26 protein-coding genes are annotated in these 23,336 nt (G+C 55.8%); 16 read left to right on the top strand and 10 right to left on the bottom strand.

What is annotated here, in order from left to right; genetic code table 11:
- Positions 1 to 25: 25 nt before the first annotated feature.
- Complete coding sequence (locus GOW40_RS16920; RefSeq protein ID WP_171133062.1) at positions 26 to 1,654, top strand: acyl-CoA synthetase; 1,629 nt, start codon at positions 26 to 28, stop codon at positions 1,652 to 1,654.
- Positions 1,655 to 1,775: 121 nt separating this feature from the next.
- On the opposite strand, the gene GOW40_RS16915 is transcribed toward GOW40_RS16920, so the two are convergent.
- From GOW40_RS16915 to GOW40_RS16900, 4 genes are all read right to left on the bottom strand, one after another.
- Entirely contained in the window at positions 1,776 to 2,108 is a 333-nt protein-coding gene (locus tag GOW40_RS16915) for a DOPA 4,5-dioxygenase family protein (protein WP_171133061.1), read from the bottom strand.
- A gap of 166 nt (positions 2,109 to 2,274) precedes the next feature.
- Positions 2,275 to 2,484 (bottom strand): DUF2783 domain-containing protein, encoded by a 210-nt coding sequence (locus GOW40_RS16910; RefSeq protein ID WP_171133060.1) that lies wholly within the window; start codon positions 2,482 to 2,484, stop codon positions 2,275 to 2,277.
- Between the two features lie 4 nt (positions 2,485 to 2,488).
- Positions 2,489 to 4,099 (bottom strand): FAD-dependent oxidoreductase, encoded by a 1,611-nt coding sequence (locus GOW40_RS16905; RefSeq protein ID WP_171133059.1) that lies wholly within the window; start codon positions 4,097 to 4,099, stop codon positions 2,489 to 2,491.
- Positions 4,100 to 4,256: 157 nt separating this feature from the next.
- Complete coding sequence (locus GOW40_RS16900; RefSeq protein ID WP_171133058.1) at positions 4,257 to 4,880, bottom strand: LysE family translocator; 624 nt, start codon at positions 4,878 to 4,880, stop codon at positions 4,257 to 4,259.
- A 297-nt stretch (positions 4,881 to 5,177) separates the two neighbouring features.
- Here GOW40_RS16900 and GOW40_RS16895 point away from each other — a divergent pair, with 297 nt between their 5' ends.
- Complete coding sequence (locus tag GOW40_RS16895; RefSeq protein WP_171136717.1) at positions 5,178 to 6,413, top strand: adenylate/guanylate cyclase domain-containing protein; 1,236 nt, start codon at positions 5,178 to 5,180, stop codon at positions 6,411 to 6,413.
- Between the two features lie 38 nt (positions 6,414 to 6,451).
- On the opposite strand, the gene GOW40_RS16890 is transcribed toward GOW40_RS16895, so the two are convergent.
- Both GOW40_RS16890 and GOW40_RS16885 read right to left on the bottom strand, forming a co-directional pair.
- A complete protein-coding gene (locus GOW40_RS16890) occupies positions 6,452 to 6,907 on the bottom strand; it encodes a hypothetical protein (RefSeq protein WP_171231094.1) in 456 nt (151 codons plus the stop codon).
- A gap of 102 nt (positions 6,908 to 7,009) precedes the next feature.
- A complete protein-coding gene (locus GOW40_RS16885) occupies positions 7,010 to 7,819 on the bottom strand; it encodes a division plane positioning ATPase MipZ (RefSeq protein ID WP_171102486.1) in 810 nt (269 codons plus the stop codon).
- A 218-nt stretch (positions 7,820 to 8,037) separates the two neighbouring features.
- Here GOW40_RS16885 and GOW40_RS16880 point away from each other — a divergent pair, with 218 nt between their 5' ends.
- On the top strand, positions 8,038 to 8,925 hold the full coding sequence (locus GOW40_RS16880; RefSeq protein WP_171102484.1) for an AEC family transporter: 888 nt from the start codon (positions 8,038 to 8,040) through the stop codon (positions 8,923 to 8,925).
- Between the two features lie 17 nt (positions 8,926 to 8,942).
- Here the strand turns inward: GOW40_RS16880 and GOW40_RS16875 are convergent, their stop codons facing one another.
- The 3 genes from GOW40_RS16875 to rplS form a co-directional block, all read right to left on the bottom strand.
- Positions 8,943 to 9,164, bottom strand: coding sequence for a hypothetical protein (locus GOW40_RS16875; RefSeq protein ID WP_171133055.1), 222 nt, complete (start codon positions 9,162 to 9,164; stop codon positions 8,943 to 8,945).
- A 160-nt stretch (positions 9,165 to 9,324) separates the two neighbouring features.
- The gene (gene rpmE, locus GOW40_RS16870; RefSeq protein ID WP_008757924.1) at positions 9,325 to 9,546 is read right to left on the bottom strand and encodes a 50S ribosomal protein L31; all 222 of its coding nucleotides are present in this window, start codon (positions 9,544 to 9,546) and stop codon (positions 9,325 to 9,327) included.
- An 11-nt stretch (positions 9,547 to 9,557) separates the two neighbouring features.
- Positions 9,558 to 9,941: a 50S ribosomal protein L19 gene (rplS, locus tag GOW40_RS16865; RefSeq protein WP_171133054.1), complete on the bottom strand. Its 384-nt coding sequence runs from the start codon at positions 9,939 to 9,941 to the stop codon at positions 9,558 to 9,560.
- Positions 9,942 to 10,570: 629 nt separating this feature from the next.
- Between rplS and GOW40_RS16860 the strand changes: the two genes are divergently transcribed.
- On the top strand, positions 10,571 to 10,912 hold the full coding sequence (locus GOW40_RS16860) for a copper resistance CopC family protein (RefSeq protein ID WP_171133053.1): 342 nt from the start codon (positions 10,571 to 10,573) through the stop codon (positions 10,910 to 10,912).
- 2 nt (positions 10,913 to 10,914) lie between these two features.
- On the top strand, positions 10,915 to 11,781 hold the full coding sequence (locus tag GOW40_RS16855; RefSeq protein ID WP_171133052.1) for a copper resistance D family protein: 867 nt from the start codon (positions 10,915 to 10,917) through the stop codon (positions 11,779 to 11,781).
- 89 nt (positions 11,782 to 11,870) lie between these two features.
- Here GOW40_RS16855 and GOW40_RS16850 read toward each other — a convergent pair whose 3' ends face one another.
- Positions 11,871 to 12,854, bottom strand: coding sequence for a LacI family DNA-binding transcriptional regulator (locus GOW40_RS16850; RefSeq protein WP_371731861.1), 984 nt, complete (start codon positions 12,852 to 12,854; stop codon positions 11,871 to 11,873).
- Here GOW40_RS16850 and GOW40_RS22475 point away from each other — a divergent pair.
- From GOW40_RS22475 to GOW40_RS16800, 11 genes are all read left to right on the top strand, one after another.
- Entirely contained in the window at positions 12,772 to 12,942 is a 171-nt protein-coding gene (locus tag GOW40_RS22475; protein ID WP_371731864.1) for a hypothetical protein, read from the top strand. The genes GOW40_RS16850 and GOW40_RS22475 overlap by 83 nt on opposite strands.
- A 542-nt stretch (positions 12,943 to 13,484) precedes the next feature.
- Entirely contained in the window at positions 13,485 to 14,762 is a 1,278-nt protein-coding gene (locus GOW40_RS16845) for an amylo-alpha-1,6-glucosidase (protein ID WP_171133050.1), read from the top strand.
- Positions 14,759 to 15,448 (top strand): D-lyxose/D-mannose family sugar isomerase, encoded by a 690-nt coding sequence (locus GOW40_RS16840; RefSeq protein ID WP_171133049.1) that lies wholly within the window; start codon positions 14,759 to 14,761, stop codon positions 15,446 to 15,448. Before GOW40_RS16845 ends, GOW40_RS16840 begins: the two co-directional genes overlap by 4 nt.
- Before the next feature lie 331 nt (positions 15,449 to 15,779).
- Positions 15,780 to 17,099, top strand: coding sequence for an ABC transporter substrate-binding protein (locus GOW40_RS16835; protein ID WP_171133048.1), 1,320 nt, complete (start codon positions 15,780 to 15,782; stop codon positions 17,097 to 17,099).
- A gap of 78 nt (positions 17,100 to 17,177) precedes the next feature.
- Positions 17,178 to 18,125 (top strand): carbohydrate ABC transporter permease, encoded by a 948-nt coding sequence (locus tag GOW40_RS16830; protein ID WP_171102468.1) that lies wholly within the window; start codon positions 17,178 to 17,180, stop codon positions 18,123 to 18,125.
- Positions 18,122 to 19,060 carry a carbohydrate ABC transporter permease gene (locus tag GOW40_RS16825; RefSeq protein WP_171102466.1) on the top strand — a complete coding sequence of 313 codons (939 nt, stop codon included), beginning with the start codon at positions 18,122 to 18,124 and terminating at the stop codon, positions 19,058 to 19,060. The genes GOW40_RS16830 and GOW40_RS16825 overlap by 4 nt, the downstream gene beginning before the upstream one ends.
- A complete protein-coding gene (locus tag GOW40_RS16820) occupies positions 19,057 to 19,251 on the top strand; it encodes a hypothetical protein (RefSeq protein ID WP_171133047.1) in 195 nt (64 codons plus the stop codon). The genes GOW40_RS16825 and GOW40_RS16820 overlap by 4 nt, the downstream gene beginning before the upstream one ends.
- On the top strand, positions 19,252 to 19,620 hold the full coding sequence (locus GOW40_RS16815; RefSeq protein ID WP_171102461.1) for a VOC family protein: 369 nt from the start codon (positions 19,252 to 19,254) through the stop codon (positions 19,618 to 19,620).
- Positions 19,613 to 20,710 (top strand): ABC transporter ATP-binding protein, encoded by a 1,098-nt coding sequence (locus tag GOW40_RS16810; RefSeq protein ID WP_171133046.1) that lies wholly within the window; start codon positions 19,613 to 19,615, stop codon positions 20,708 to 20,710. Before GOW40_RS16815 ends, GOW40_RS16810 begins: the two co-directional genes overlap by 8 nt.
- Positions 20,703 to 21,695: an ABC transporter ATP-binding protein gene (locus GOW40_RS16805; protein ID WP_171133045.1), complete on the top strand. Its 993-nt coding sequence runs from the start codon at positions 20,703 to 20,705 to the stop codon at positions 21,693 to 21,695. The genes GOW40_RS16810 and GOW40_RS16805 overlap by 8 nt, the downstream gene beginning before the upstream one ends.
- An 11-nt stretch (positions 21,696 to 21,706) precedes the next feature.
- Positions 21,707 to 23,329: a dihydroxyacetone kinase subunit DhaK gene (locus GOW40_RS16800; protein ID WP_171133044.1), complete on the top strand. Its 1,623-nt coding sequence runs from the start codon at positions 21,707 to 21,709 to the stop codon at positions 23,327 to 23,329.
- Positions 23,330 to 23,336: the final 7 nt, after the last annotated feature.

Here is a 23,336-nt window from a genome sequence, read left to right as displayed (position 1 = left end):
CTGCCGCGTTTGGGAGGAATATCGGATGACCGCCACAAATATCTATGAACAGCATCTGGACAAAAGACCGGCAAATTACACCCCGCTTTCCCCGCTAAGCTATATCGAGAGGACAGCCGCAGTTTACCCCAACTATCCCTCTGTGGTTTACGGCGACCGCAGATACACATGGGCGCAAACCTATGACCGCTGCCGCCGCTTAGCTGGGGCACTTGCTGCACGTGGGATCGGTCGGGGCGATACGGTTTCGATCATCGCGGCCAACATCCCCGAACTCTATGAGGCGCATTTCGCAGTCCCCATGGCAGGGGCGGTGTTGAACGCGATCAACACAAGGCTCGATGCGGCGATCATTGCCTTTATCCTCAACCATGGCGAGGCCAAGGTTCTGCTGGTCGATCCGGAGTTCTCGTCTACCGTGAAAGCGGCTTTGACCCAGGTAGATCACGATATTCTGGTGATCGATATCGAAGACCCCAGCTTTGCGGGCGGCGAAACCCTCGGCGATCTGACCTATGAGGCGCTGCTGGCCGAAGGCGACCCCAAGTTCGACTGGTCGCTGCCGACAGATGAATGGGACGCGATCACGCTGAACTATACCTCGGGCACGACAGGCAATCCCAAAGGCGTGGTCTATCATCACCGGGGGGCGGCTCTCAACGCGACGTCAAACATTCTGACATGGGGGATGCCACAGCATTCGGTCTATCTTTGGACGCTGCCGATGTTTCATTGCAATGGCTGGTGCTTTCCCTGGACCATGGCGGCCAATGCAGGCACATCCGTGTGCCTGCGCGCGGTGCGTGACGAACCCATCTACCACGCTTTCCGCAACGAAAACGTCTCCCATTTCTGCGGCGCCCCCATTGTGCTGAACATGCTGGCCAATGCGCCAGACCACCTCAAAGACTTCAAGCAGCAGATCAAGGTGATGACTGCCGGCGCCCCGCCCCCGGCCAAGGTGATCGAGGCGATGGAGGCGATGGGCGTTGACGTCACCCATGTCTATGGCCTGACCGAAACCTATGGTCCTTCGGTTGTCTGCGCATGGAAAGACGAATGGAATGACAAAGACGCGCCGGAGCGCGCTGCGCTGAAAGTTCGTCAGGGGGTGAAGTATGTAGCGCTGTCGGGCCTGATGGTCGCCGACCCCGAGACCCTGAAGCCAGTGCCTGCGGATGGCGAAACCATGGGTGAGATCTTCATGCAGGGCAATATTGTCATGAAGGGTTACCTCAAAAACCCCGCAGCGACCGACAAAGCCTTTGACGGCGGCTGGTTCGCTTCGGGCGATCTGGGTGTGATGCATCCCGATGGCTATATCGCTTTGAAAGACCGATCCAAGGACATCATCATTTCGGGAGGTGAGAATATCTCATCTGTCGAGGTTGAGGATGCGCTTTATAAACACCCCGCCGTCATGGAGGCTGCCGTGGTCGCGCGTCCGGATGACAAATGGGGTGAAACGCCTTGCGCCTTTGTCGAGCTAAAGCCACAGGCACAGACCAACGAGGCCGACATTATCGCCTTCTGCCGCGATCGACTGGCCCATTTCAAAGCCCCCAAAACGGTTGTCTTTGGCCCGCTTCCCAAAACCTCCACCGGTAAGATCCAGAAATTCCTGCTCCGCGACAGGGCCAGAGACCTGGCTTAGAGCGCACCTGCCAAGCTTCTTCTGTTCAAAAATACCTCGGGGGAGGCGCAGCTTGCTGCGACGGGGGGCAGAGCCCCCAAATGGTCGTATATCCAAACGAAGCGCCCGCTTGATATGTGCTCTAATCGAAGATCGTAAGATCAAGCTCCAACATCTCTCCCATCCAGACCGAACGGTCGCGATGATCTGCGAGGTGGTCTCCGGTTTCAGGATGGGTGAAAACCGTCAGCCCTTTGCGGTTGAGGATAAGCCAGGGAAAGACCTGATCAAAGGCTTCGATCGGAAATCCCAGTTGACAACTCCAACGCGGATGAGGGCCAACATTGCGCGTATGCAGGCGACCCATCTGAACCGACGGAAACAGACGGGCGGCCTCTTCGCAGACCTGCTGTGCGGTTTCTTGTGTGTCAGCGTCGAAATAGACATGTGCGTGGTAGCCGGTGATCGTAGGCATATGCGCCCCCTTTCGTAACTCGGCTAGACAATAGCTTCGGAAGGTTTTGCGCAAAACATATGCTACCACACAGGGTATGTGCATGGTCTGCGTGTATGGGGCTGCGCGAATACATGCCAGAGCTTTGGCTGCAGGTTGCAATCGGTATTCATTCCCAGTGTGGACGCTATCGCAGAGGGTGTCGCGCACCCTGAGAAGCGGCCTCCAGCGCTTGTTTCAAAACCGTATTGTCTCCGACATGGTTGGCAAGCACCAGGATCAGCCGCGCATTCAACGCATCGCTTTCTTCTTTGCTCAGGCTTTCATGTGTTGCGACAAGCTCTGCATAAAAATCGTCAGGCTGCGGGATATTAGGTGTCAAAACTAGATCGGTCATGTCGCTACTCCTTCCCCGAAGCGCGGAGTATCGCTTGGCGGAACGCGTTTTCTTCATAGCTGTCTCGGCGGGCGGCAATATGCTGGTCCGGTCGGATCAGATAGACAGCGCTGGTGGCTTCGCCCAAGTATCGATGCTTCAACGCGAGCGATGGGTCATCTTTGACCGAGAGGGCCAGTCTTTTTACGGACACCCCGTCAACCTCAAGCTCATCAGGCGCATCGGCATCGATAGTCAACAAATTGAATCCCCGGTTCAGTTTCGAAAGCAGAAAGCCGTCGCCCACAGGCGCATCCGGGCAAGGGGCACCGGGACGGGTGTTACTTGGGCCGTTCAGTCCATCAGCTGAATTCAGCGGAGAGCCGTCATAGATGCAAGGCGTGCTCAAACGACCGGAATTGACCAGCGGGCGGGCAAACTCGAATTGCGCACTAAGATCCAGCACTGCATCTCGAAGCAAGCGCGACATATCGGATTTCGGCGTTATGAACTCAGTCGACCGGGTTGAGGCACTGATATTTTCATCCGCCGCTTGCGTTCTTTCACGATCATAGCTGTCCAGAATCGTTTCGGGGGCACGCCCGTCGATCACCATGCTGAGCTTCCAGCACAGGTTGTCGGTATCCTGAACACCCGAATTGGCGCCACGTGCACCAAATGGGCTGACCTGATGGGCGCTGTCGCCGGCAAAGATGACCCGGTCATGACGGAACCGCTCCATCCGGCGACACTGAAAGGTATAGATGCTGACCCAATCGATCTCAAAATCGATATCGTCGCCCAGCATCGCCTTTATGCGCGGTATAACATTCTCAGGCCGCTTCTCTTTGTCCTTGTCTATGTCCCAACCCAATTGCAGGTCGATGCGCCAAACGCCGTCGGGCTGTTTATGCAACAGGGCCGATTGGCCTCGATTGAAAGGGGGATCGAACCAGAACCAACGCTCGCTTGGAAGATCAGATTGCATCACCACATCAGCAATCAGGAAGTTGTCTTCGAAAACCCGACCATGGAAATCCTTGCCCAACATGGAACGCATTGAGGACCCGGCCCCGTCGCAGGCGATTACCCAATCGGCTTCAACGATATAAGGCCCTTCTGGCGTTTCCACTTCAAGCCGAACATGGTCGGGATGGGTTCCCACTGCCTCGACCTTGTTTCGCCCGCGGATTTCGATCGCAGCACCTTGTTGTTGCAGCCCCCGCACGCGGTCCACGAGGAACTGCTCGAAATAATATTGCTGCAGGTTGATAAAGGCTGGACGGCGTTGACCCTTTTCTGGCTGCAGGTCAAAGCCATAAACCTGACGAGTGTCGAAAAAGACCTTGCCCTCGTGCCACTGGATACCCTTGTCCACCATTGTCTGACCACATCCCAGTCGATCCATGATCTCAAGCGGTCGTTGCGCGAAGCAAATCGCGCGGCTTCCAAAACTGACCTTGTCATTGTCATCCAGCACCAGAACTTCGACCCCTTGCTGGGCCAGATCTATTGCAGCGGCCAACCCCACGGGACCTGCGCCGACAACAATGACCTGGTGCCGAACAGGCAAGGCTGAAGCCTGATCTGCGCTGCTTTCGTAGGCATAAAGCGGAACTTCAAAGATCTTGGTCATGGATGATCTCCTCTGTCGCCCCCGGGGTCAGGGTTCGGTTTCACTGCACCCAACGCAAGACGCGTTGGGATATTGACAGACTGATCAGTTCGACAGGGCGCCACCACGATCTGGATCAAATAGAGGCAGGAAAAGTTCTTGCGTTTTGGCTTTTGTTTCAGTTGGCGTCGCGAAGCGATTTAAGCCCCAGCAAAAGCGCTGCCAAAATCATGAACCCGCCCCCGATCCGGTCGAGCCAGAGCCGCGCCGGACCTTGTAGCCGCTGAGCCAGCCAACTGGCACTTGCGCCATAGACGGTCAGAAACAGCCCGTCGATCAAAAGATAGGTCGCGGACAAAATCGCAAATTGAGGCCAAAATGGCAGCGCACCATCTATGAACAATGGAAAAAGGGCCGCAAAAAACACAACGGCTTTGGGGTTCGCGGCAGAGGTCACAAAACCCTGCATCCACAGCGCCTTGGGGCTCGCCTTTGTTGCGCGATGTGTCGACGCGGCTTTTGCATTACGGACCTGTTTGACACCAAGAAAAACCAGATAGGCAACGCCCAAGCACTTAATCAAAGCCAGAGCGGTACCTGAACTGGCAATCACGGCAGCAATGCCAAGCCCTGCCGCCAGCATTTGAAGGAAATTGGCAGTCAAGTCCCCGGCAGCCGTGAAAACACCGCGTTTCAGACCGTTGGTTGCGCAGTTGGACAGCATCAGCAGTTGGCTTGGCCCGGGCGTACTCATCAACAAGAGAACTGTCGCCACATAGGTGATCCAGGTATCAACGCTCATTTCGCCCTCGTCCTGCTGCCTGAACACGGAGCATACACCGATCCCCTGCCAACACCGATAGTTTGTTTTGCGCAGCAACGGATTCGCGGCACCACAATTCTTGCGCTATTGAGCGGACGGGCAAGCCATGGCCTTCACCATGCAGCGTCGGTGAAGCAGAACCTATCAGCGCTTGACTTCCAATCCACTGTCGCGCGACGGAATAGCGGATTTGGCCAAGCGACATGGCCGATCCGGCACTGGACATTGGCGGGGCGCGTCCCCAGATGAACAGCACCGCCGACACAGGAACGTGATATGAGCATATCGGGATCAGTAGACACCAAAATTCACAGCCTGTCCGAATGGCTGGTTGCGCAAGGATTGGAAGGGGCGGGCAAGGAACAACTGCTCGACGGCTATTGTGACCGATTGATCGACATGGGTGTGCCTCTGATGCGGTTTCACGCAGCCCAATCCGCGCTGCATCCGGTTTACGGCGGCACCGGCTATAGCTGGTACAAGGACAAAGGTGGCGATTATCAAACCTTTGAATATAGCGAGATCCCGAGCGAAGCCTGGCGGCAGAGCCCTCTTTTCGCCCTGCTGGAAGAAGATGTCGACGAAATCCATGAACGCTTGGTCAACCAGAACGAAGCCAGCCGTTTTCCTTTTTTGAACGAACTGCGCGAAATCGGAGCAACCGATTATTACGCAACCGGTATTTCCTTTGACGTTCCGACACATAGCGCGCCCCGAGACGCTAAAAAACCGGTGGACGGGGTTCTTATGTCTTGGACAAGCAACGCGCTGAGAGGTTTTGCGGATGAAGATATGGCGGTGATCAAAGCGGTCATGCCACATCTGGGCCTGGCACTTAAATCTGCGTCGAACGCGCGGGTCTCGCATGATCTGATGCGGGTCTATCTGGGGCGTGATGCAGGCCAACGGGTGCTGTCGGGCGAAATTCGCCGAGGGTCATTGCAGAAAATCGACGCAGTGATCTGGAACTTCGACCTCGAAGGCTTCACCACCCTGTCCGAGGAGTTGCCGGGCCCGGACATCATAGACATGCTGAACGACTATTTGTCCGTCGCTGTGGACGTGGTCCACGACTGCGAGGGCAGCATCCTCAAGTTTATGGGAGATGGGGTGATGGCGATGTTCGATGTCGGGGATATCGATGCTGATGCCAAGGCGGCTTTGGCGGCTGCTGCGCAGTTGCACACGGGGATCACAGAGCTGAACGCGCAGCGTGTGCAGGCGGGCTTACCAGTGGTCAACTATACGCTCGCATTGCATGCAGGTGAGATCCTCTATGGCAATATCGGTGCCGATAGCCGCTTGGATTTCACTGTGGTTGGCCCTGCCGTCAACCAAACCGCCCGCATCGCTGGCATGCACCGTTCACTGGGGCAACGCATACTGGTGTCCGACAATGTGGCGAAGGCCGCGCAAGATACGTCGCACGAACTGGTCTCGGTCGGCCGCTACATGCTGCGCGGGGTGCCCGAGCCCAAGGAGTTGTTTACGGTTTTGTATCAAGCGGGTTGATTGGCCTTATTTGAACGAGGAAAAGAGCCGACTTAAGTCTATTTGTGCGCGGAGGTGTCCCACGCCGTTTGCCAGAACGAGATTTGGTACTCCGATAGCTCTTCGGGGTCCTCTGGAACGAAAAACTGGACCGTGCACGGCCTGTCTGGGAATTGCGCGCGCAATTTAGCATCCCACATCTCTTTGACGATGTTGCCCAGAAAAAGAAGTTTGTCGTGGGAGATGTCGTCTCGATCGTGGTTATGAAAATCGGCCAGGTGGAGATGGTTAAGCACACATTCCACACTTTTGGGTGTCGAGTTGGGCTGGTTTTCGAACTCCGTGATACTTTGTTTGTGGACCCATTCAACGAGGATGTATTGTCCGACTGCCTCGAACCTTGGCCACAACAGCGCGGCATACCCAACAGCCAACTTATAGTTGCCTTCATACCCAACCCAGCTTTCAAGAGACACTCCGGCACCATCATTCCAAGCACCAAGCTCACCTTGCATACTTGGAGGCGGGATATGGGCCAAACATCTAATCCTAAGGGTCTATGTTGCTGTCTGGGTGTTAGAGAAGGAGCTTTCCGGTCAATTCTTCCGTGGGGGCCGTCAAAAATCGATCTCAACACCCGGCAAGCTCAGCTCTTTCATCATGTCCCGCAATTCCTGGCGGGCGGCGATGTTCGAGATGTTGAGCTGTTTGACCCCGATATCCTTGAGGTCCAGCAGGGTCAGCCCGCGTGGGAACAGCTCGCGAAAGATCACGCGTTCGGAAAAGCCCGAGGCGACGCGGAAGCCGATGCGTTGGGACAGCATCTCGATCGCGCGTTGCATCTTTTCCTTGTTGACCATGCGCTGGGTGCCGACGCGATTGCGCACAACGACCCAGTCGATGGGCTTCAGACCTGCTTGGGCCCGCAATTGCCGCGCGTTCCAGACCATCTCGGAATAGACCGAGGGGCCAAGGATTTTCTCACCCTTGGAATCGATCCGCGCCAATAGGTCAAAGTCGATGAAACTGTCATTCAGCGGCGTCACCAGAGTGTCGGCCAGTGAATGGGCTACCTGGCTGAGACGCGTGTGCGAGCCGGGGCAGTCGATCAGAATAAAGTCGCTGTCACTTTCCAGCTCGGCCACGGCCGCAGACAAACGGTGGTCGTAAATATTTTCACCGGGTCTCAGCGTGCTGGGATCAATCTCGGGCAGGTCATGGTGGCGTGGGCTGGGCAGGTTCAATCCAGCGCTTTTCATGAAGTTTAAACGGTTCTCGAAATAGCGACCCAGGCTGCGTTGGCGCAAATCCAGATCCAGGGTGCTGACCTTGTGTCCCAGTCGCGCCAGCGCGGTGGCCACATGCATGGATACGGTTGATTTACCCGCGCCGCCCTTTTCATTCCCGACTACGATGATATGTGCCATGCCTGTATTCCCAGTGTCCCGCCGTGTTTATCCACACGTTGTTGCATGCCACTATATGTTGTGTGAGTGTCGAAGGGAAGGACTTCACACTGCGGTTTTGAGGTTCCGCGCGCGTTTTCCGGAAAATCCCGTGATGCGGGGGCGTTACAGGCCAAGGCTTGTCAAATTCCTGCCGCTCAACCACAGTCTGTGCAAGACATCAGCGCAAGAGGCTTTGGGTGGAGCACCTGTTTCTCAACGTTCTCAACGTGGTTTTGCCCGTGCTGATCTGCGCCGGAATCGGCTATGGGCTGGCCGTGACCAAAGCGCCTTTCGACAACAAGGTGATCGGCGGCATTGTCTCGCGGGTGGGATACCCGACACTGATCATCTCGCACCTGTCGGCTACGACCATTGCTGTCGGAACGTTCCTGGACGTCATGGCGGCCGCCGCGCTGGCGATCGCGGGCTTTGGTGTTCTGGGGTTTGTGGCGCTGCGGTTGATGCGCCTTCCGGTGCGCGCATTCCTGACGCCCTTGATGCACGGGAATGTCGGGAACATAGGTCTGCCGATCACGTTGCTGGCTCTGGGCAATGCGGGCATGGCCTATACGATGGGTTTTGTCGTCGTGGTCCTGATCAGCATATTTACCATCGGCATGTGGATCCCGGCTGGCGCGTTTTCCCCCAAGAAACTGGCGACGTCGCCGATCATCTATGCGGTTGCGCTGTCATTGGTGCTGATGGCGACGGGGACCAGCCTGCCGCAACCCATCGCCAAATCCTTTGACATACTGGGCGGGCTGTCGATCCCGCTGATGTTGCTGACACTGGGCCATACACTCGCGACGCTACAAATCCAAAGCCTTTGGCGCGCGGTACTACTGACCGGGCTGCACCTCGCCATGGCCGTTGTGATCGCCAGTGCTTTGGTCTGGCTGTTCGGCTTTACGGGTGCGGAGCGCGGCGCGGTGATCCTGTGCTGCCTGATGCCCTCATCCGTGGCAACCTATCTTTTCATCGATCAGCATGTGCCGGAATACGGGCCCGACGTGGCGGGCTTTATTCTGGTCTCGACCCTGGCCACAATCCTGGTTCTGCCTGTGGCGCTGTCGGTTTGGGTCTAAGCCTGCGGCGGTGGGCGCTAGACCATTGTCGACAACGAGGTCTGAGCCTCACCGCTATTTTCGATCAGCAATGACAGCGGAAAATCCGGAGTGAACGGTCCCCAAAGGGGCATCCCATCCACCAGATATTCATCCTGCGGGGGCAACTCTGTGTTTTGGTCGGCAGGGCCAGCGATAGCGGCTTGCGACAACAGGGCCACGGTTGCAGTGGCGGCGAGCAATTTGGTGGGCGATAGCATTGCACTCTCCTGGGGTAACGCTCTGGTCACCTTTAGATGTGCGCGCAACCTGCGGCCCGGATGGGCAAAAGATTACGATTTCTTAATCCACCGCTCAGCTGACCCAAACGAAAAAGGCCGCCCCAAACAGGCGGCCTTTCGCATTCGAAACAGGTTTGGCTTAGAAGCCCAGACCTTCGTATTTCTTCTTAAACTTCGACACACGACCGCCTGCGTCCATCAGACGGGTGCCGCCACCGGTCCACGCAGGGTGCGAGGAAGGGTCGATTTCCAAAGCCAGCTGGTCGCCCTCGGCGCCCCAGGTGGATTTCATCTGAACCACGGTGCCATCGGTCATTTTGACGTTGATGACGTGATAATCGGGATGGATGTCTTTTTTCATCTTTCCGCTCCTTACGCCTCGGCGCCAGCCTTGGGCTTGTAGTTGGTGACTTCTGCAATACGTGCGGATTTACCACGACGGGTGCGAAGATAGTACAGTTTGGCGCGACGAACGCGCCCACGGCGGACAACGGTGATGCTGTCGATATTGGTCGAAAAGAGCGGGAACACACGTTCCACACCTTCGCCAAAGGAAATCTTGCGAACGGTGAACGAACCGGCGATGCCTTCGCCGTTCTTGCGCGCAATGCAGACGCCTTCATAGTTCTGCACACGGGTGCGCGACCCTTCGGTCACCTTATAGCCGACACGGATGGTGTCACCGGCTTTGAAATCGGGGATGTCTTTCCCCAGGGCGGCAATTTGCTCCGCCTCAAGCTGTGCGATCAGGTCCATCGCAGGTACTCCTATCTGCTCGTGGTTGGTCCACGAAGTTTGAGCGCGCCCTCAGAGCTCTTGGTCTTCTACCGGGTCCTGCACCGCAGCCCGCCAGAGATCAGGTCGACTGTTCCTTTGGTCCGGTCTGCCATCAGCACGCCTTGGGCCGAAGAAAGCGGGGCGCCACGCCAGAAGACAAACCAAAAACACCGGAGTCGCGAACACGCGGCACCGGATTGCGGTCGTTTAAGGAAAATAGGGGAGGGGATCAAGCCTAAAGTTCTATTCCTGGGCTGACGGGTTTTTGCTGAAATAAGCTGTCACCTTCGGTATGTGGCCGAAAGATCATAATTGCACCGGTGATCCATGGTTTAATTACTGTTGTTCTCCTCGCTCAAATCCAGGGCTGCGAAGTTTGGCCGCTTCTTGCGCGGGCAGCGGCGAACCCTGAAGTTTTGATGGCGCATTGTGGATCAGGAATAAAAACCGCGTAGATAATGAAACGGATCGAAATGGCGTTTCGCCATTCGTCAATCTGACGATTGATGCTTCATAACAAGCAAAGTTCTGGTCTATGGTAACCTCGCTGCGGTGGTCGCCAAAAGTTTTGACCGGAAAGTGGCGCGGAAAAAACCAAGAGAAACAGTATGAAGACAATCCTGGCTTTCGTGATTTTGGTCCTGCTTTCCGGTTTTGCCATGGCGCATTCGAAAGTAGAAACGACGACCCCAACCGATGGTGCAACGATACCCAATCAACCGGGTGAAGTTGAGCTGAGATTTGACCAGGAAATCAGGTTAACGCGAGTTGGACTGGCCTTTGAACAGGAGAAGGCTGTCAAACTCGAACTGGGTGACCAAACGAATTTCGAACAGAACTTTTCGATACCGTTGCCGAGCAAGGGCAGCGGTACATATGTTATCGAGTGGCGAGGTTTGGGTGTGGACGGTCACACGATGCAAGGCGAGTTTTCTTTTACTGTGGAATAGACATGCTGGACGTTTGGGGTGTCGCCGCAATCCTTGCCAAGCTTGTACTTTACCTAAGCTTTATCGGTGCTACCGGGGTTGTGATCATCGGGTGCGTCTATTCTGGTTTGGTGGCGCGAATAAGCCCTGAGTTGAAGCGTCAGACCATCGTTCTGGCCTGTTTAGCGTTGGTCGCGGCGGTTATCGGTTTTTTGCTTCGCGGAGCTGCACTTAAAGGCGAGATCGATGGTATGGTCGACCCCGAGATGCTTGGTTTGCTGTGGCAGACATCCGTGGGATACCTGCTTGTATGCCAAGTACTAGCCGCCGTTTTGCTTCTTTTTGGATGCTTTGTCCCACGATTTGGCCGTTGGATTGCTCTTTGCGGAGGCCTCTTGGCGCTTTGGTCCTTTGCTCTGATCGGTCATGTGCCGGAACTTGGACGGTTTGGTTTTCAAGTTGTTCTTTTCCTACATCTGCTTTGCGCAGCGTTTTGGCTTGGCGTCTTTGCCCCACTTCGCAGAATGGCGCTTGAACCAGGGCAGCTTTTAGATGCGGCGGAGCTAGGGTACCGATTTGGCAAGGTGGGTGTACTTGTTGTGCCGCTCTTGGTCGCGGCGGGTCTGGTAATGGCTTGGGCGCTTGTCGGCAGCATTCAGGCACTCTTCGCAACCGGCTATGGTCGTGCGCTTTTGTTCAAAATCTTTCTTGTTGGCCTCTTGTTGATCTTCGCAGCATTCAACAAGCTTCAGTTTGTTCCGGCCCTGCGAAGTGGAGATGCAAGGGCCGGGCAGCGCCTGACCCGTTCGATCGAGCTTGAGTTTTTGACAATGGTGGTGGTTTTGGCAACAACTGCGACGTTGACGAGCGTCCTGACACCGCCGAGCTAAAGACGTAAGGAAATCAAGCTCTTTTTGTCGTGGCGCTGCGTCGTGTTGCCATCGCTGTAAGCCATGACCCCACGGGAATTTTGCCCGTTTCAGTTTTTCGGCAGTTTTCCACGCGACGGTTTTGCAATGCCGGTGGTTTCCCGAACTACAAGCTTTGCGGAAACTTCATGCGAAGAAACAGGCCGTTCCGGTTCTCGTATTCTTTCCAGCAAAACCTGAGCCAGCTGTTGACCAAGATTGTACGGCGAAACCGCCATCGTCGTTAATGGCGGTGCGGAAACTGCTGCATCCTGAATATCGTCAAAACCAATGACAGATACGTCCTTGCCAGGCTTGAGCCCCATGCGAACAAGAGCAAGACACGCACCAATCGCGATCATATCTCCGTTGCACACAACGCTTGTTACTTCTGGATGTGCCTCTTTGAGCCCGGCCATTGCTTTCATGCCAGAAAGCTTGTTGTCGGGGCATTCCCAGATCACCGGATGGTTCAAGCCATGTTCTTCCAGTGCCGATCTATACCCGGCAATGCGCTGGTTTCGGACTTCGACATCGGCGATACCGCCGAGAAACGCTATTTTCTTGTGTTCTAGAGCCAAAAGATGTCGAGTAGCTGTTTGTGTCGCCTCAAAATTTTTGATCCCTACGTGATCAAATTCAGAGGTGTCTCCGCGGCGCAAGAACGAAACGGTTGGCGTTCGATGGGTGCGTAGCAGTTCCAGAGTAGACAGCGGAGTATTTCTGGCAGGGACCCAAAGCAAACCTCCGCGTGAACCGCGTATGAAGGTTTCCAGCTGGTTCCTCTGGCGTTTGGGATCGTCTTGCGAGTCAAGCACCGAGACGAGGTAGCCTTCGGTCTCAAGCAAGTCGCTCACCCCACTGATAACCTCAGCGTTGAACGGGTTGGCAATCTGGTGAATCGTAAACCCGATCTCGCGGCTTTCGCCAGATCGCATCGACGCCGCGCGCCCATCTGGCACGTAGTTTAGAATGCGCGCGATTTCGAGCACCTTTGTCCTGGTTTTGTCCGATATTCGTCCTGTGCCGCGCATGACCTGGCTTGCCGTGGCAATGGAAACACCGGCCTTTTTCGCCACGGTTTCGAGCTTTGGTTTTTCAGCCATCGGTCTCACTTGGAAATACAACTGCGGCAGATTTTGAATTCAAGCAGGCGAGCTTGCAAGGCGTTCGGAGCGAGAACCTCGGCGAAGCAACCCTCCGGTCCATGGATTTGAGTTGACATCAGGTATAACGTTATATCAGATTGCCCGTAAACTCACCCGGATCTGTAAGAAATATGCGTCAGGTGACTATGATTGTGCTTGCGATCCGATTGCAACGCACAGAGCCACGAATTGTTGGGTCCTAATACCTGGTTTTGAGCTTTGTTTGGGAGTAGCAATGCGACTCGAGGATACACTGTCGATTAGGTCTTGTTTGCGCTTCGATCTCTCCCAGGGTTTTTCTAACGAACGCCCTGTGGGGTCTTGTGCTGATCACCTGCAAAGCAACATCAGCTTGAAACCTGAATGAGCCTTTGGTTAGGGACTTGCGGTGTGGCGAGTAACGTCTGCAGTTTCATTCCAAAGAGTAACGTGAAGAGTGGCTCGAGGAGTAAGGTCGCTGGAACATCAAAAAACAGGTGCTTTCGTTGGTTCGACACACAGTCGCAATTTGCCGTGGCCTGATCGCCGGAGACAAAAATGAATAACGTCCTTTATGACCAAGCTGTCGAGATCTTGGAGCGCAATGACTTGGGCCATTACACGGTACCGACCCATGGGCTCTATCCGTTCCAGTGGAATTGGGACAGCGCCCTGTCCGCGTTGGGTCAGTATTACATCAACGAATCCCGCGCCTGGACGGAGATAGAAACTCTTTTCGAGCATCAGTGGGAAGACGGGATGGTGCCGCATATCATCTTCCACAAAGAAGATGACGGATACTTCCCTGGCCCCGAGGTTTGGGCGACCAATCGCAAGGTTCCGTCCTCGGGCATCACACAGCCGCCCGTCACCGGGTTTGCCATTCGCCGCCTATACGATCGGGCGCATGACAAGGATATGGCGCAGCGGCGAGCCAAGGTTCTGTTGCCCAAGATCGCGGCTTGGCACAATTGGTTCTTTGCTAACCGTGACCCGGACGGCACGGGGCTGGTGGCGATTATTCACCCTTGGGAATCCGGGCGCGACAATTCGATCGATTGGGATGATGCCTTTTCGCGCGTTCCGACAGAGGGTGTCGGAGAGTTCACCCGTCGCGACACGATGCACGCGGATCCGGCACATCGGCCGACGAAAGAGCAGTATCAGCGCTATATCTGGCTTGTGCAGCATTTCCGCAGTCTTAGGTGGGATAACTCGCTTTTGCATGATGCATCACCCTTCACGGTGGTCGATCCTGGCTTTAACGCGATCCTGCTGAGGTCTTGCGCCGATCTCGCCGCTTTGGCGGAAGAGCTTGGCGATGATGTCCTGGCGACCGAGCAACGCCGTCTTGCAGAAAAAGGTCTTGCCGCGATGGAGACCCTGTGGAGCGACAAACATCAGCAGTACTTGTGTTTCGACCGCGCGGCCGAAGCTTTGATCGACAGCCCGTCCATCGGAGGACTCTTGCCCGTGTTCGCGCGGATCGAACAATCCCGCGCCGACGCTATTGCGGCACGCATTGATGACCTGGGGCGTCGGGTCAAGTATCTGATCCCCAGCCACGATCCCGATGTCGAAGGCTATGACGGTGCCCGCTATTGGCGCGGGCCGTCCTGGTTGATCGTGAATTACATGATCTCTGACGGGTTGCTACGGGATGGTCACAAAGATACCGCTGACCGTATCATCGCCGACAGCATGAAGCTGATCCATATCGGTGGCTTTGCCGAATATTTTGACCCGATGAATGGCGCCCCCTGCGGTGGTCCTCATTTCACATGGACGGCGGCGATGGTAATAGAGTTCCTGAAACTCACAGGAGAAGTCGCGTGAAGCGGTCCAGAATCAATGAAATCATGGCCGAAGCTGACGAGATGATCCGTCACTTTGGCTTTACCTTGCCCCCCTTTGCCTATTGGACACCCGATGAGTTCAAGGCAAAGCGCGCCGAGGCGCAGCATCTGATCGACGCGCGCTGCGGGTGGGACATTACCGACTATGGCGATGGGCGCTTTGATGAAATGGGACTGTTTCTGTTCACATTGCGAAATGGCCGTCTGGCTGATCTGCAGCAGGGTCGGGGCATGTGTTATGCCGAAAAGCTTTTGATCTCGCGTCAGGATCAGCTTTCGCCGATGCACACACATGTCATCAAGGCCGAAGACATCATCAACCGCGGTGGTGCCACGCTGGTAATCGAGCTTTTTGGCTCGAACGAGGATGGCTCTTTTGCGGCGGAGCAGGGGGGAACTGTTTGGTGTGACGGCATCCGACGCCCGTATGGGCCGGGCGAGAAGCTCAAACTGGCACCGGGCGAAAGCGTGACCTTGCAACCGGGTGACTGGCACGCGTTCTGGGGCGAAGGCGGCGATGTGTTGATCGGAGAGGTCTCAACCGTCAATGACGACGAGACTGACAACATCTTCCGCGAACCGATTGGTCGGTTCTCGAACGTCGAAGAAGACCAGGCGCCCACGCACTTGCTGGTCAGCGACTATGGCACCTGGCTTGAAGGCTGAGGCAAATTTCTAAGTCCAATACCCTGTCGCAACTGTGGGCAAATTGATAGAGTTTGATCATCTGAAGCTGCCGTTCGCTTGAAATGCTGGCTGGCGAGTGTAGTCACGAATCGCGCGACTGTCGTATCGATAGTTCGTTGAAACTTTGCGCCGTTTCCGGATGCAAACATCAAATCCAAAAGCGTTTGTTTGAACCGGAAACGTGAGTTTTTTCCTGGGTTGAGGTACGAACCTCAAAAATTCCTAGACTTGAGGTGCGTACCTCAAATAGCCTTGGACATATGCCGCGATTCGCACATCCTCGGTCGACGGCGCAAAAAGGGAGGAATGGATGACTTACACAAAACTGGCTTCGGCCAGCGCACTAGTCCTTGCCGCTACTACTCTTTCTACCAAGGCAAATGCTGACGATTTGACACTGTGTTGGGCGGCGTGGGATCCGGCCAACGCACTGGTTGAGCTTTCGAAGGAATTCGAATCCCAGTCTGGCCACACCATGAATTTCGAATTTGTGCCCTGGCCGAACTTTGCAGACCGGATGCTGAACGAGCTGAACTCGGGCGGCAAGCTTTGTGACTTGCTGATTGGTGACAGCCAATGGATCGGCGGCGGTGCCGAGAACGGGCATTACGTAAAGCTGAATGATTTCTTCGATGCTGAAGGGATCAGCATGGATGATTTCGCTCCGGCGACCGTCTACGCTTATTCGACTTGGCCAAAGGGTACGCCGAACTATTACGCCTTGCCTGCCATGGGTGATGCAAACGGGTGGTTCTATCGCAAAGACTGGTTTGCAGATCCTGAAATTCAGGCAGCCTACAAGGAAGCAACCGGCCAGGACCTGCGCGAACCGCAGTCTCAGAAAGAGCTGTTGCAGATTGCCCAGTTCTTCCAAGGTCGCGAGATTGACGGCAAAACCGTCTATGGTGCGGCTATCTTTACCGAGCGTGGATCCGAAGGGATCACCATGGGTGTGACCGGCGCGCTGTACCCTTGGGGCTTCAAGTATGAGAACACGCCGGGATCTTACGACATGGAAGGGGCGGTAAACTCGCCCGAGGCGGTGGAAGCTTTGGAATTCTACAAAGAATTCTACGAGACCGCGACACCTCCGGGCTATACCAACTCTTACATGGGTGAGAGCCTGGACGCCTTTAAGTCTGGTCAGGTCGCTATGGCGATGAACTGGTTTGCGTTCTTCCCGGGGCTTTATGCTGATCCGAACACCGGCGGTGACAAGATCGACTTCTTCGTGAACCCGCCGCAGAACCAGCCGGGCTCGACCCTGGGTGGGCAGGGCATTTCTGTTGTCAGCTATTCTGACAAGCAGGACGCAGCGCTTGAGTATATCAAGTGGTTTGCCCAACCCGAGGTTCAGGCCAAGTGGTGGGAGCTGGGTGGATATTCGGCGCATAATTCGGTGCTGGAAGATCCCGGTTTCGTCGACAGCCAGCCCTTTGCCGGCGACTTCCTAGAAGCGATGGCGGGCGTGCAGGACTTTTGGCAAGAGCCAGCCTATGCGGAACTGCTGCTGGCGATGCAAAAGCGCATTCACGACTATGTGGTTGCTGACCAAGGCACCGCTCAGGAAGCGCTTGATCTTCTGATCGAAGACTGGACCGAAGTCTTCGAAGACGAAGGCAAACTGTAGTCCTGAACAATGGTTCAGAGCGGGCCGTCGCCCGCTCTGCGACCCTCAGGTCCGAAACCGAAAAGAACTGGCCAAGACATGTCTGACAGGACCATAGACCGCGTTGCGCAGGCAACGCCCGTGAGAGTTGCGCGAAAAATCCGGGGGCTTTCGGACCGCGCGATCGCCTGGATATTCATTGCTCCGACGATCTTCCTGCTGCTTGCGATCAACATCTTTCCTTTGATCTGGACCATCCAACTGAGCTTTACCAATTACAAAGCCAACCGGATCGGACGCGAGATCAAGGATGTAGGGTTCAGGAATTACGAGAGGATCCTGACGGATTCTGACACCTGGCTGAATATGCAGGCAACGGCGCATTTCCTGTTCTGGACGATTTTCTTTCAGGTCCTGATCGGCTTCACCCTGGCTTGGCTGATCAACAAGAAATTCAAAGGCAACGATCTTTGGACAACAATCATCGTGCTGCCGATGATGCTGTCCCCTGCTGTGGTTGGGAATTTCTGGAAGTTTCTGTACCAGCCGCAAATCGGCTTATTCAATTACATCATCTCTTGGTTCACGGGCAAAGAACCCTCCAGTTTCGAGATGCTGGGATCGGTGAAACTGGCGCCGTGGTCCATCGTGATCGTCGACACCTGGATGTGGACACCGTTTGTGATGCTGATCTGCCTGGCCGGGCTGCGCAGTATCCCCGACTATATCTATGAGGCTGCCGAAATCGACCGTGCCAGTAAGCTGCGGCAGTTCTTCACGATCACCATTCCCATGGTACTGCCTTTCCTGATGCTGGCGGTTCTTTTCCGCGGGATCGAGAACTTCAAGATGTTCGATCTTGTGGTCCAATTGACCGGAGGTGGCCCAGGATCAACGACCGAGCTGACCTCGATCAATCTGAAACGTGAAGCGTTCGAGAAATGGCGAACGGGATATGCGTCTGCCTATGCAATTATCTTGTTCGTCACCGTGTTCGGCCTTGCGTCGATTTATGTCAAAGCCCTGAACAAGGTGAAACAGAGATGAGCGGCTTTTCTGTTACCGAACCGACCAACCGGTCGAAGTGGATCGCCGGTGTACTGGTCATCACCTATGCGCTGATCACCATGATCCCGCTGGTCTGGATCTTGCTGACCGGGTTCAAATCCCCCGCAGATGCAATCAGCTATCCGCCCAAGCTTGTCTTTGACCCGACGCTTGAGGGATATGTCAACCTGTTCACCACACGCACGCGGCAGACACAGGAGTTTCTGGAAGCGAACCCGCCACAGAACTGGGCGGATGAGATCGTGCGTCAATACGACATGGTCATCGTCGGACCCTCGAAATTTGGTGAACGGTTCATGAACTCGGTGATTATCGGGTTCGGATCGACCTTCCTGAGCATCTTTCTGGGCACTTTGGCTGCCTATGCGTTCAGCCGTTTCAAGGTGCCTTTGAAAGACGATCTGCTGTTTTTCATCCTGAGTACACGGATGATGCCACCGGTTGCGGTGGCGATCCCGATCTTTCTGATGTTCCGCAATCTGGGTCTCAGCGATACGCATTTGGGGATGATCTTGCTGTATACCGGGGTGAATATCTCGCTGGCAGTGTGGCTGCTAAAGGGCTTCATAGACGAAATCCCACGCGAGTATGAAGAAGCCGCCCTGATCGATGGCTACACGCGGTTCCAAGCCTTCTACAAGGTGGTACTGCCACAGGCCGCGACCGGTATTGCCTCAACCGCGATCTTCTGCCTGATCTTTGCCTGGAACGAATATGCGTTTGCAGTACTGCTGACTTCGGCCAATGCCCAAACAGCGCCACCCTTCATTCCCACAATCATCGGGATCGGTGGACTCGATTGGCCGGCCGTCGCTGCAGGGGCCACGATCTTCCTGATCCCGGTCATGATCTTCACCATCCTGATGCGCAAGCATCTGCTGCGCGGGATCACTTTCGGAGCGGTGCGCAAATGACCAAGTTTCTGAACGGATTGCTGCGGCTGCGCCGTGGACCCTGGGAAATGGTGGCGACCATCCTGATCGCTGTCGGGGTCTTGATGCTGATGCAGCCTTTTGTCCTGTGGGCCTTCACCTATTCCTTCATTGTCACGCTGATTGGAACCGTCATGTTCATCATCGTCAGCCATTTTCCGGAGGGCGAATAGATGTGGGAACAAGCTTGCCCAATCCTTCCGTCACGCGACTTTGACGCGACCCAGAACTTCTATGCCGATCTTGGTTTCGACACTTGGTACAAGGATGAAGGCTATCTGCTGATGAACAATGAAAAGGTAGAGCTTCACTTTTTCGCAAAGCCCGAAAATCGGCCCGAAACTTGCGACCATGGTGTCTATATTCGGCCGACCAATGTTGATGAGTTTTCAGATCGTGTCGCGCAGCTGGGGCTGCCGCAGACTGGGGCCTTTCCCAAGTTCATGCCCGCTGAAGACAAGACATGGGGCATGAGAGAGGCCGCGCTATGGGATCCTGATGGCAATCTCTTGCGTATTGGTGAGGTGATTGCGGATGGCTGAGATCGTCGTCAAAAACGTAAAGAAGATGTTTGGGGACTTCACGGCCGTCCGTGAAAGCTCTTTCACCATTGAGGACGGCGAGTTCTTCATGCTGCTTGGCCCCTCGGGCTGTGGCAAGACAACCACGTTGCGCATGATTGCTGGTCTCGAGCTGCCGACATCGGGTGAGATCTATCTGGACGGGGAAGAGATCAGTCAAAGCCCGCCGTCTGAGCGTGATATTGCCTTTGTGTTCCAGATGTTCGCGCTCTACCCGCATATGAATGTGCGTAAGAACATCAGCTATCCGTTGATCTCTCAGGGCATGCCGCGCGCAGCGGTCAAGGCGAAGGTCGAAGAGGTTGCGGGCATTCTGGGGATCACCGACATTCTGGACAGCCCGGTGGGTGGGTTGTCAGGTGGTGACCGGCAACGCGTGGCCCTTGGTCGCGCCATTGTGCGCGAGCCCAAGGCCTTCATGATGGACGAGCCGCTAGGGGCTTTGGACGCCGAGTTCCGCGAACACATGGCCGAAGAACTGCGCGCATTGCATGATCGTATGGGCGCAACAACAGTTTACGTCACCCATGATCAGCTTGAGGCTATGCAAATGGGCGACAAGATCGTGGTGATGAACAACGCGGTAATCGAACAGTTTGGAACACCGCAAGAGATCTATGACAAACCCGCGACCATGTTTGTGGCTGACTTCATCGGCTCACCTTCAATGAACTTCCTACCATTTCAGGGCAAGGTGGTGCCCGGTGCAGAATCCGTGCGGCTCAACGGTCATGATGAGGCGGTGCCCAAACTGCTGGAAGGAGCCGAAGGCGAGTTGGTCTTTGGTGTACGCCCGGAACATGTGTTCCTGTCCGATGCCAGTAACTACCGTGCCAAGGCCCTGGCGGCAGAATATTTGGGGACGACCCAGATCGTGACGCTTGAAAGCCCCAATGGTGAGTTGAAAGCCCGCATCGATGCGCGCGAAACGGTTACCCCCGGAGATCTCGTGGGTCTGGATTTCCGCTCTCCAACAGTCACGCTGTTCGAGAAATCATCGGGCCGGGCGTTGCGGTCAGTGCTGAACGATGAGGTGTTGGGCGATGGCTGAGGTTGTGTTGAAGAATATCTCGAAGTCGTTCGGGAATGTTGAAGCGGTCAAGGATATCTCGATGACCATCCCTGACGGTGCGTTTGTTGTGCTTTTGGGGCCGACCGGGGCTGGTAAGACCACAACACTGCGTCTGATTTCAGGGCTTGAGAAACTGGATGCAGGTTCGGTTCACATCGGTGGACGCGATGTTGGCCTGGACACGCCCGCTCAGCGCGACGTGGCAATGGTGTTTCAGCAATACTCGCTCTATCCGCATATGACGGTGCGCGATAACCTGTCCTTCCCACTGCGCTCGCCGATCCTGAAGACGCCCGAGGATGAAATCACGCGCAAGGTAAACGAGGTCGCGGAAATCCTGCAGATTCCCCATAAGTTGGACAACAAGGCCACAGAGCTGTCGGGCGGTGAAATGCAGCGCGTGTCCATCGGGCGCGCATTGGTGCGTGATCCGCAGATCTTTTTGATGGACGAGCCGCTAAGCTCTCTTGATGCCAAACTGCGCGCCGACCTGCGGGTAGAACTTAAGCGCATTCAGGCTGATCTGGGCTCGACCCTGCTTTATGTAACCCATGATCAGGTCGAGGCCATGACAATGGCGACCCATATCGGGGTGTTGGAAGACGGCCGCTTGGTTCAATACGGCACACCGCGCGACATTTACGAGAATCCCGGCAGCGTCTATGTCGCCAGCCGGTTGGGCCTGCCGCGGATCAACATTCTTCCGTCCGAGTTGTTCGGTGGCAGTCACAAAGGCCCGCAGATCGGCCTGCGCCCGGAAAACATCGTTGAAGGTGAAGGTGCGGATGCCCGCGTCATCCGTGCCGAGCACTTGGGTGATCAGACCAGGTTGCATCTGGATCTGAAGGGGCATCAGGTGGTGACCCTGATTGATGTCCATCAGGACTATCCTGCTGGAAAGATGATAAAAATCCGCCCACAGAACCCGTTATACTTTGACGCGTCCGGTGCGCGTGTGACTTAAGGAGCAAAAGCATGGCCCAGTTCCTCAACACCAAAGAAACCCTTGTGACCGATGCGATCGATGGCCTTTTGGCCGCGTCCGGCGGCGCGCTGACACGGTTGGACGGGTATCCGCATATCAAGGTTGTATACCGGTCGGACTGGGACAAGTCGAAAGTGGCGCTGGTTTCGGGTGGTGGGTCCGGGCACGAACCGGCCCATGCCGGGTTCGTCGGCGCGGGCATGTTGACCGCTGCCGTTTGCGGAGAGGTATTCGCTTCGCCATCGGTTGAGGCGGTACTCGCCGGGATACTTGCTGTCACGGGCGAGGCAGGCTGCCTGCTGATCGTCAAGAACTATACCGGCGATCGGTTGAACTTCGGGTTGGCAGCCGAAAGGGCGCGGGCGCTGGGGCGCAAGGTCGAGATGGTTGTGGTCGATGACGACATCGCCTTGCCGGACCTGCCGCAACCACGTGGTGTCGCGGGAACTTTGTTTGTCCATAAAATCGCGGGCGCGTTGGCAGAAGGCGGGGCTGACTTGGCCACTGTTACGACTGCAGCCAAAGCCGTGATCGACAAGGTCGTCAGCATTGGGATGAGCCTGGATACCTGTACCGTACCGGGATCGCCCAAAGAAGAGAGAATAGCGCCGGGCAAGGCCGAGCTTGGGTTGGGCATCCACGGTGAGCCGGGGGTGGAACAGGTCGATTTCTCGAACGCGGTCACGGCGATGTCTACTGTGGTCGAAAAGCTGAAACAGCGTGTGGGATCGGGCGACTGTGTGGCGCTGGTCAACAACCTGGGTTCGACCACGCCGCTTGAGATGTCGGTGCTGACCCATGCGCTGACCGCGACGGGTATCGCACAGCATATCATCGGACCTGCTCCGATGATGACGTCTTTGGATATGCATGGATTTTCCGTGTCGATCCTGCCAGTTGCCACCGATGATCTGGCGGCACTCCAGACCCCGGTTGATTTACCCGCATGGCCAGGTGTCAACGCCATCCAGCCCGTGCCGGTTGCACCGCTGCCCGACGGGTTGACCCCAATCGATCCGATCCCATCGAATAACCCGGCGACGCGCGAGACGATTTTGCGCCTGTCGGAACTGCTGATCAATGCGGAAAGCAGACTGAACGAGTTGGACGCCAAGTCCGGGGATGGGGACACCGGTAGCACATTGGCGACCGCAGCGCGCGCCTTGCAAGTCAGCATAGACCGGATGCCGCTGGCTGACCTTACGCAGCTTTTTCCGGCGCTGGGCAATGAGCTGAGCCAGACCATGGGCGGGTCATCCGGTGTTATTCTAGCAATCTTCTTCAACGCTGCAGGCGATGCCTGTGCCAGCGGTGCCTCGATTTCCAAGTCGCTGGTTGAAGGGTTGAACAGGGTCAGTCAGGTGGGCGGCGCACAGGTGGGTGACCGGACAATGGTTGACGCGCTCGCCCCGGCGCTTGCAGCGCTTCAATCGGGCATGACCGAGGCCGCCAAGGCAGCGCGTAAAGGAGCTGACTCAACGGCACAGATTCATCGTGCCAAAGCCGGTCGCGCCGCCTATGTTCCGGCCGAAAACCTGATCGGGCACAACGATCCCGGTGCCGAGGCCGTCGCCCTATTATTCGAAGGTCTGGCGCAGGAGCTTGAGGGCTGAACGTCAC

The organism is Ruegeria sp. HKCCA6707 (genome assembly GCF_013033515.1).
Lineage (GTDB): Bacteria > Pseudomonadota > Alphaproteobacteria > Rhodobacterales > Rhodobacteraceae > Ruegeria.
The sequence above is the reverse complement of the archived record's forward strand: the minus strand, read 5'-3'. Positions and strand labels throughout refer to the sequence as shown.